Below are 8,799 nucleotides of genomic sequence, written 5' to 3' on the forward strand. Positions count from 1 at the left end.
TCCCTGAGCACAAGAAATACGCTTAAGCATATGTTTTGCATATGCCTGTTTTTCCAGCTAGTTTGCACCTGTTCAACCTACACAGAGGCAATCTCATGCGCACCGTCTCTATTTTCAAAAACGGCAAAAATCAGGCCATTCGCCTACCCAATGACATGGCTTACGAAGGCGTTGGCGAGCTGGAAATCACTCGTATCGGTGACACCATCACGCTCCGCCCTGTGCGTCCTGACTGGCTGTCTTTGAGCGATTTTCCCAAGGCCGACGAGGACTTCCTGCAAGAGCGTACGGAAGTCATCAGCGATGAGGGCAGGTTCTCGCTGTGATCACATTCATGCTCGATACCTGCATCTGCTCTTTCATCATGCGCGAACGTCCAGAGTCGGTCTTGCAGCGGCTTGCCGCAGAAGTGGCGCGAAACAACAGGATCGTCATTTCCGCCATTACTTATGCGGAAATGCGTTATGGGCAGATCGGTAAAAAGGCTTCGCCCAAACACAAAGCCTTGGTGGACGCGTTCGTCAAACGGTTGGACGAAATCTTGCCGTGGGATCAGGCAGCCGTCGACGCAACGATCGAAGTAAAGCGCCAACTCACAGAAACTGGTTCACTCATCGGCGGGAACAATACATCGATTGCTGGCCATGCGATCGCCTCGGGCTGTCTACTCGTAACCAACAACGTACGTGAGTTCAGCCGCGTTTCAGGCCTTTCTTATGAGGACTGGGCTCATTGAGACGTGCTTTGAGTGATAGACGTCGGTAGACGACGAGAGTCGACCGTGTCGCACACGTAGAGTCGTGTTGCCAGGAAACACCCAATCATCTCGACGCTCAATGCGAATGCTCTCAGTTGAAGCATTCGGCAGATTCTTGCGGAAAACTCCTGCGTTGATGCTGAGCGTTGGCCTATCGGTTCTGGGGGTTGTCGGGCAGTACTGTTTACGCTCAGGAAATGTGAGATTTGTCGTCTAGCTGCACAACGGCCAGAACGAGCACATAGCGCACGATCGGGTCGTGGCGTTCTCAGAGCGCCTGACAGGTCATGAGCAACACAGTGCAGAACCGCCACCGGCATTGCCTGAACGGCGCCTGATGTATTGTCAGGCAGAACCTGGAAAATTCCAGATCCTTCATAGGCCTCACAACCCATCAGTACCTCACCCGCGGAGACGCCTTATCCCATGGATCCCTACGATATCGACCGATACCAGAAAGTCCACGTCTGGATCGGCACCACGTTCGCCCCGGAAGCGGACTACCAGCGGTACTTCGCATTGGACTACTCCGTAGAACTCGACGACCCTGCCTACGAGGTGTGCGGCTTCTGCAAGGACATCGGCATCACCTGGTACGACGAGGACTTCATCGGTGTCATCCCGCGCCGGGCGGCGCCGGTGAGTGTGGATGACATCCTTGTGGATGCTGCGGTCGATGCTCAAGACATGAGCGCGCTCAAAGCCGCGTGCGAGCAGCTTGGGATCAGCCATGCCAATGCGATCTTCTGGTATTCCGATGGCGGCATCGAGGTGTCCAGGCCCCTCAAGGCGAGCTACAACGGGCTTCGTTATGCAGGCCTGTTCGAAGGCGATTAGCAGGCAATTCAGCAGACCCACAGGCAGGTAGGCGGCCGCCTATAGGCGGGCGCGCACGCCAACCCCAGCCTCTGCCCACACCAGTACCGCCCCAGCCTTTCACCAGCGCCGCCCCAATCGCTCCCCTCAACGAAACCAGCCCCACGCACCACAAGCCCCCAGCCAACACGCACGCAAACGCAGCATTCCGCCTGTCCAACAGGTCAACTACCGACGATTACTGGCAAAATCGCCCCCTCGACCTACTTGGAGCCCCCCATGCTGCGCGCTTTCGAACGCTGGCTAGACCCATTCCCTCCCGACGAAGCACCGCCGCCGCCCATGGGCCTGGCGCGCTTTCTGTGGGCCTGCACCCGTGGCGCCCGCCGCTACATCCTGATGATGGCGCTGCTCAGCGCCGCCGTCTCGATCTACGAGGCCTGGCTGTTCTCGTTCCTGGGCCAGGTCGTGGACCTGCTTTCTACCTGGCAGGCAGGTGGTGTGGTCAGCGATGAGGAACGCCGAGTGCTGTGGGGCGTCGGCATCGTGCTGGTCATCAGCATCGGCCTGGTGTCGTTGCGCACGCTGGTGCAGCACCAGGTGCTGGCGATCAACCTGCCGCTGCGCCTGCGCTGGGATTTCCACCGGCTGATGCTGCGCCAGAGCCTGTCGTTCTTCTCCGACGAGTTCTCCGGGCGGGTGACCACCAAGGTCATGCAGACGGCGCTGGCCGTGCGCGAAGTGCTGTTCACCCTGGTCGAGATCATCCCCGGCATCGGTGTGTACTTCGTGGCCATCGTCGCCCTGGCAGGCGGCTTCGCGCCCCGGCTGATGTTGCCGTTCCTGGCCTGGCTCGCGCTGTTCGGCCTGACCCTGTGGTACTTCGTGCCACGGCTGGGTCAGGTAGGCCAGGAGCAGGCCAATGCGCGTTCGTCCATGACCGGGCGCATCTCCGATGCCTACACCAACATCACCACGGTCAAGCTGTTCTCCCATTCCAAACGTGAAGCCCACTTCGCGCGCGCGGCGATGGAAGACTTCAAGCAGACCGGATTTCGCCAGATGCGCCTGGTCAGTCAGTTCGAGATCTCCAACCAGGTGTTGGTAGTCGCGCTGATCATCGGCGCTGGCGGCTATGCGCTGTGGCTCTGGCACCAGGGCGCCGTGGGTGCTGGCGCGGTGGCGGCGATCACTGCGATGGCGCTGCGCATCAACGGCATGTCGCACTGGATCATGTGGCAGATGACCTCGCTGTTCGAAAGCATCGGCACCGTGCAGGACGGCATGGACACGCTCACCCGCGGCCCCAAGGTCCAGGACGTGCCCGATGCCGGTGTGCTGCAGACCCGCGGCGGAGCGGTGCGCTTCGATCAGGTGAGCTTCAACTACAACGGCGAACGCCAGGTGCTCGACGGCCTGAGCCTGGACATCGCCCCCGGTGAGAAGATCGGCCTGGTCGGCCGCTCCGGTGCGGGCAAATCGACGCTGATCAACCTGCTGCTGCGTTTCTACGATGTCGACAACGGTACGATCAGCATCGACGGTCAGAACATCGCCCATGTGACGCAGGACAGCCTGCGCAGCGCGATCGGCATGGTGACGCAGGACACCTCGCTGCTGCATCGCTCGATTCGCGACAACATCGCCTATGGCAGGCCCGAGGCCAGCGACGAGCAGATTCGCCGCGCGGCCACCCATGCCCAGGCCGATGGCTTCATCCAGCAATTGAGCGACAAGCACGGGCACAGCGGTTACGACACGCTGGTTGGCGAGCGCGGCATCAAGCTCTCCGGGGGCCAGCGCCAGCGCGTGGCCATCGCCCGCGTCATGCTCAAGGATGCGCCCATCCTGCTGCTGGACGAAGCCACCAGCGCCCTGGATTCGGAAGTGGAAGTGGCGATCCAGGAAAGCCTCGATGAAATGATGCAAGGCAAGACCGTCATCGCCATCGCGCATCGGCTGTCGACCATTGCCGCCATGGATCGGCTGATCGTCATGGACAACGGGCGCATCATCGAGCAGGGCAGCCATGCCGAGCTACTGGCCAGAAACGGCACGTATGCGCGGCTCTGGCAGCACCAGAGCGGCGGGTTCCTGGGGGAAGATCAAGGGGTAGTGGAAACGCTGGAGTGACGGCAACGGCCGCAACGTCTGCTGCCTCGCCATAAGGCCCAGATGGGCATGATGCTGTTCATTCAAGCGACTGGGGCCGCCTTGCGGTCCATCGCGGCTAAAGCCGCTCCCACAGGGTTGGCCGCCTTGCGGCCCATCGCGGCTAAAGCCGCTCCCACAGGGTTGACTGCCTTGCGGCCCATCGCGGCTAAAGCCGCTCCCACAGGGTTGGCCGCCTTGCGGCCCATCGCGGCTAAAGCCGCTCCCACAGGGTTGACTGCCTTGCGGCCCATCGCGGCTAAAGCCGCTCCCACAGGGTTGACTGCCTTGCGGTCCATCGCGGCTGAAGCCGCTCCCACAGGGAATGGGCTGCCCTGTGGGAGCGGCTTCAGCCGCGATGGGCTGCAGAAGCAGCCCCAAGTGATCGACGGGCGAGCCTTGCGGCTTCAGACAAGGGTTCGCTCAGAGCGCGTCACTCGCATTCGGCCTGAGGCGAGCGCCTGCAGGGGGAAGGCGGCGGCCCTCTTCAGAACGTACCGCGGAGTGTCACCATCAGGTTGCGCGGTGCGCCGTACCAGTTGCCGTAGCTACTGGACTCGACGGTCTGGTAATAGGTCTTGTCGAACAGGTTGTTGACGGTCGCCGCCGCCGTCCAGTGCTCGTCGACGTGGTACTCCAGCAGGCTGCTCCATACCGCGTAGCCGGCCTGGGTGAAGTTGTAGTTTTCCATGGCCGGGCTCAGGGTGCCGTCACCCAGGCGCCGTTGTACCGAGCCGGACACATAGTTGGCGCTCTGCACGGTGGCGCCCAGGCCCACTTTCCAGCGGTTCAGCTCTGCCGGCAGTTGGTAGGTGGTGAAGAACTTGAACAGGTGCTTGGGCGTCTGCGTACTGATCGGCTTGCCATTGCTGGCGCCGTCGGCAGCCTTGGTCTGTTCGTTGATGTTGAAGGTGTAGCCAGCGAACAGTTGCCAGCCTGGCAGGACTTCGCCCGAGATTTCCGTGTCGATGCCCTTGCTGACGATCTCGCCGTCTGCGGTGTAGCAGCAGTTGTTCTGGCTGCCGGGCGGGCTGGCCGAGAAGTTCTGGATCGCCTCGTTCTGCCGCTTGACGTAGTACAACGCCGACGACAGGTTCAAGGCGCCACCGAACAGCTCGCCCTTGGTGCCCAGCTCGTAGGTGTCGCCGGTGATGGCCTTGAGCGGGGCGAAGCTGGCATCGAAGAACTCGGTCTGCGGTTTGTAGATCTGAGCGTAGCTGGTGTACAGCGACCAGCTGTCGTCCAGGTCATAGACCAGGCCACCGTAAGGCGTGACGATGCCGCTTTCCTTACCGCCGCGCGTGGTGTCGGCGTCGAACGAGGGCACCAGCACTCGGTTGAAGCCGTTGAAGTCGGTATAGCGCGCGCCCACGATCAATTTCAGCGGGTCGGCCAGTTGCGCCTTGAGCGTGGTGTACACCCCGCTCTTGCGCGTAATCCAGGTCGGCGTCTCGTAGTACAGCGGGGGTTTGCCAGGTTCGGCCCGTGAGCCGACGCTGCCATCGAGCGGGTCGATCGGCTGGGCGCTGGAAAAGTCGCTGTGGTCGGCGTAGGTGCGGTGGCTTTCGGTGTAATCGGCGCCGACCACCAGTTCATGGCGGCGGCCGAAGGCCTCGAAGCTGCCCGTGCTGTTGAGGTCGAACAGGTCCTGGTCGTTGCTGTAGTCGCGGATGAAGCGCTGGTAGGTGCCGCCTTGCGCCACGGTGGGGTCGATCGGGCCTTCGACCTGACCCTGATTCTGCGTGGTGTCGTATTTGCTCTTGGTGTAGCTGCTGTTGAGCACCCAGTCGTCGTTCAACTGCTGGCGCAGCTTCACGAAGCCCTCGGTGCGCTTGTAATTGTTGGTCGACCAGTCGGCGGCCAGGGACTTATGGCGTGACAGTTTCAGCGGGTCACCGGTGGTGTAGCGGGGCAAGCCCTCGTCCCAGTAGCCGTCCATGTCGCGCCATTCGTAGGTGCCGCCTGCGCTGAGCAGCGTATCGGGCGTGAGGTCGGCTTCCAGGGTGGCGAAGACGACATGTTTTTCACTGTCGGCGCGGTCGTAGAAGTATTTCTTGTCTTCATAGGCCATCGCCGCGCGGCCCCTGAGCTTGCCGTCGAAACCCAAAGGGCCGGTGACGTCCACTTCCTGGCGGTAGTTGTTCCAGCTGCCGGCCGAGGTCTGCACGATGACCTGGTTGTGGTCCAGGGCGCGCTTGCGCACCAGGTTGATGGTGCCGGACGGCTCGCCGGTGCCGCCGTACAGGCCGTCGGAGCCGCGCAGCACTTCGACGTGGTCGTACGAAATCATGTCGGGCAGGGTGTCGTAGCTCTGCTGGCGCAGCGAAGACGCGCCGCCGTCGGTCTGGATGTTGGTCAGCGCGAAGCCGCGTGACAGGAAGGTGGCATTGACGTCGTTGCCACCGGTGGTGGTGATGCCGGTGGTCTGTTCGAGCACCTTGTTCAGGCTGGTCAGGCCTTGGTCGGTCATGCGCTGCTGGGTGATTGCCGACACGCTCTGGGGAATCTCGCGCAGGGTCTGTTCGGTCTTGCCGCCCACTTGCGCGGCGCCCAGGGTGTATGAGCCGGTGCCTTCGGAGACGTTGCCCAGCGAGGCGGCGGTAACGGTGGTGGTGCTCAGCTCGATGCCGCCGTGCTCGGTGCGCTTGACCGGTTCCAGGACCACGGTGCTCGGGTCGAGCAGGCGCCAGGTGTAACCGCTGCCGCCGAGTAGCTGGTCCAGGGCCTGGGCCAGCGAGTAATTGCCCTGCAAGGCCGGACCGTTGACCGATGACACGGCGCTGGAGTTGAAGAGGATGCGCACGTTGGCAGCGTCGGCGAGCCGGGTCAGCGCCGTGTCCAAGGGCTGAGCGGCCAGTTGCAGGCTGATCGCCGTCGAGGCTTGCGCGGCCATGGCGGCGGGCGCCGCGACGGAAAACGCGGTGCCCAGGGTGAGGGCGAGGGCAAGGGTCAGGGTATGGCCAGGTAGCGGCACGAACGGTTTGAAGGCAGCCTGCATCGGAGGTATCCGTCATGGAGAAAAGTGGTGGCGATATAGGAATCATTCGCGCTCACACCCCATGACGTTTCGTCGGTGGCAACCTTGCCATCGAAATGTGAATTTATTTTTCTGTGTCGTTCATCACCACGGTCAGCCAGGGCAGGCGGATGATCCGCACTGGCTGGGTGCGGCCCAGCACGTCGAGCATGGCAGGCAGGTCGTCGAGATCGAACACGCCGCTGACCGGGCTGTCGGGCAGGTGCCCGCTGATCACCAGCGTGCCGGGCAGGTGGCGTTCGATGCTGCGCAGCACCTCGGTCACGGTGGTGCGGTTGAAGATCAGCTTGCCGCGCTGCCAGGCCGCGTCACGGTCGGCATCGAAGGTGCTGATCGACGAGGGCGCCTGGCCTTGACGGAAATGCAGTTGCTGAGCGTGGTTCAGGCGCACCTGCTGGCCCCCGGACGTCACCTGCACGATGCCTTCGGCCACGCCCACATTCACCTGCGCGGGCTGCAGGTCGACGTCAAAGCGTGTCCCCACCGCCTGCACCTCGCCGTCGCCGGCGCGGACCACAAACGGCCGGGCGGCGTCCTTTCTGACCTGAAACAGCGCCTCACCCTGGAGCAGGGTGATGGTGCGGCGTTCCGGCGAATAGTCGATGTCGATGGCGCTGGCGCTGTTCAGCCAGACCTGACTGCCGTCATCCAGGGTCAATGTGCGGCGCTCGCCGGTGGCGGTGGACTGGTCGGCCAGCAACAGGCGTGCAGGTTGCTGCAGACCGAGCAGCGCCACCGTGGCAACGCAGGCGGCCAGCGCTGCCCAGCGGTGCAGGCGGCGACGTGGGGCTGGCGCCGGTGTGGCGGGGGCGGCAGTGGTGAGTGCTGCAACTGGGGTAGCGGTGGAGGTTGCGTCCGGTGCTGCAGTCGACGTAGCCATGACTGCTGCGGGTTGTGCGGTGGTGGGGGCCGCAGCCGGTCCCCCGGCGGGTACTGCCTGGCGTTGCCCAGCAGGCACCACACAACGTGGCTGCGTGCTTTCGCCCAATCCCTGCCACAGCTGTTCGACCACATCCGCCGCCGCCTGGTGGGCAGGGCTGGTGTGGCACCAGGCCTGGAAGGCGTGCCAGTCAGCGTCGGTGGCATTGCCGGAGGTCAGGTGGACCCAGCGCTCGATGGCCTCGTCTTCCAGCCTGGCGCTGGACGGGGGGGCGTTACGGAAATCAGACATGGTCGGCAGCACCTGAGCTGGGTGGAGCCGTCAGCGGCGTGCGCATTCTAAAGGCACTCCGACTGACGCAGCCAGTCGCGGCAATGGCGCATGGCATGAACGATGTATTTACCCACCGTGCTTTCCGACACCCCCAAGCGCTGGGCGATCTGCGCATGGGTCAGGCCCTCCAGGCGATTGAGCAACAGGGCCAGGCGGGCATTGCTGGGCAATGCCGCCAGGGATTTATCCAGCTGCTGCAGGGCCTCACGGTCGAGAAAGCGTTTCTCCGGCGAGGCCTGCTGGTCGCAGACCTCGTCAGGCAGGCCGTCGGTGCAGTGCAAGGCTGAGCGATGGCGGTCCTGACGCAGACGGTCGAGGGCGAGGTTGCCGGCGACTTTGAAAATGAACGCGCGAGGCTCGAGGATGTGTGAGGAATCGGCAAGCCTGGACAGGCGCAGGAAGGTTTCCTGGGCAACGTCCGCCGCGTTTTCCACATTGCCCAGGCGTCGGGCAAGAAAAGCCAGCAGATCAGCGTAATGCTCCTGGAAGGAAATCAGCAGGGGATCGGCGCTGGAGGGCGGCATGCGGGCAGTTCGGGCTGGAAGGACGGCGCAACTGTATTACAAATGGAAATAATTATCATCGCTGCTATTTTCGAAACAACGCTTGCCTGCAGGAACGTGCGTTGAGCGGGTCATAGGTGTTGGGAAAAACGTGAGAGGGCTGGGAAAGGCGCCCACAGTCGGCATAGTGGCGCTTGAGAGCGTCCGGCTGGCGGCGTGTCGCTCCGTTGATCAGGTCTGGCAAGTGGCTTGGACTGGGGCAGCTGCGCCGCCCATCGCGACTGACCGGAGCGCCGGACCGGCCGCACACAGGGTTTCTATT

The 8,799-nt window shown here is 63.0% G+C and carries 7 protein-coding genes; 4 read left to right on the forward strand and 3 right to left on the reverse strand.

Annotated elements, in window-relative coordinates; translation table 11 throughout:
* The first annotated feature begins 95 nt into the window (after nt 1-95).
* From vapB to RT028_RS06520, 4 genes are all read left to right on the forward strand, one after another.
* Entirely contained in the window at nt 96-326 is a 231-nt protein-coding gene (gene vapB / locus RT028_RS06505) for a type II toxin-antitoxin system VapB family antitoxin (RefSeq protein WP_312933688.1), read from the forward strand.
* Nucleotides 323-736: a type II toxin-antitoxin system VapC family toxin gene (locus RT028_RS06510; RefSeq protein ID WP_312933690.1), complete on the forward strand. Its 414-nt coding sequence runs from the start codon at nt 323-325 to the stop codon at nt 734-736. The genes vapB and RT028_RS06510 overlap by 4 nt, the downstream gene beginning before the upstream one ends.
* Before the next feature lie 447 nt (nt 737-1,183).
* Nucleotides 1,184-1,594 (forward strand): immunity 22 family protein, encoded by a 411-nt coding sequence (locus tag RT028_RS06515; RefSeq protein ID WP_312933692.1) that lies wholly within the window; start codon nt 1,184-1,186, stop codon nt 1,592-1,594.
* A 258-nt stretch (nt 1,595-1,852) separates the two neighbouring features.
* Nucleotides 1,853-3,706: an ABC transporter ATP-binding protein gene (locus tag RT028_RS06520; protein ID WP_312933694.1), complete on the forward strand. Its 1,854-nt coding sequence runs from the start codon at nt 1,853-1,855 to the stop codon at nt 3,704-3,706.
* 505 nt (nt 3,707-4,211) lie between these two features.
* Here the strand turns inward: RT028_RS06520 and RT028_RS06525 are convergent.
* The 3 genes from RT028_RS06525 to RT028_RS06535 all read right to left on the reverse strand — a co-directional run bounded on the left by RT028_RS06525 (nt 4,212) and on the right by RT028_RS06535 (nt 8,498).
* Entirely contained in the window at nt 4,212-6,722 is a 2,511-nt protein-coding gene (locus RT028_RS06525) for a TonB-dependent siderophore receptor (RefSeq protein ID WP_312933696.1), read from the reverse strand.
* A 103-nt stretch (nt 6,723-6,825) separates the two neighbouring features.
* The gene (locus RT028_RS06530) at nt 6,826-7,932 is read right to left on the reverse strand and encodes a FecR family protein (RefSeq protein WP_312933698.1); all 1,107 of its coding nucleotides are present in this window, start codon (nt 7,930-7,932) and stop codon (nt 6,826-6,828) included.
* Nucleotides 7,933-7,979: 47 nt separating this feature from the next.
* Nucleotides 7,980-8,498, reverse strand: a complete 519-nt coding sequence (locus RT028_RS06535) for a sigma-70 family RNA polymerase sigma factor (RefSeq protein ID WP_312933700.1) — start codon at nt 8,496-8,498, stop codon at nt 7,980-7,982.
* Between the last annotated feature and the right edge of the window lie 301 nt (nt 8,499-8,799).

The organism is Pseudomonas sp. (assembly GCF_032058845.1).
GTDB lineage: Bacteria > Pseudomonadota > Gammaproteobacteria > Pseudomonadales > Pseudomonadaceae > Aquipseudomonas.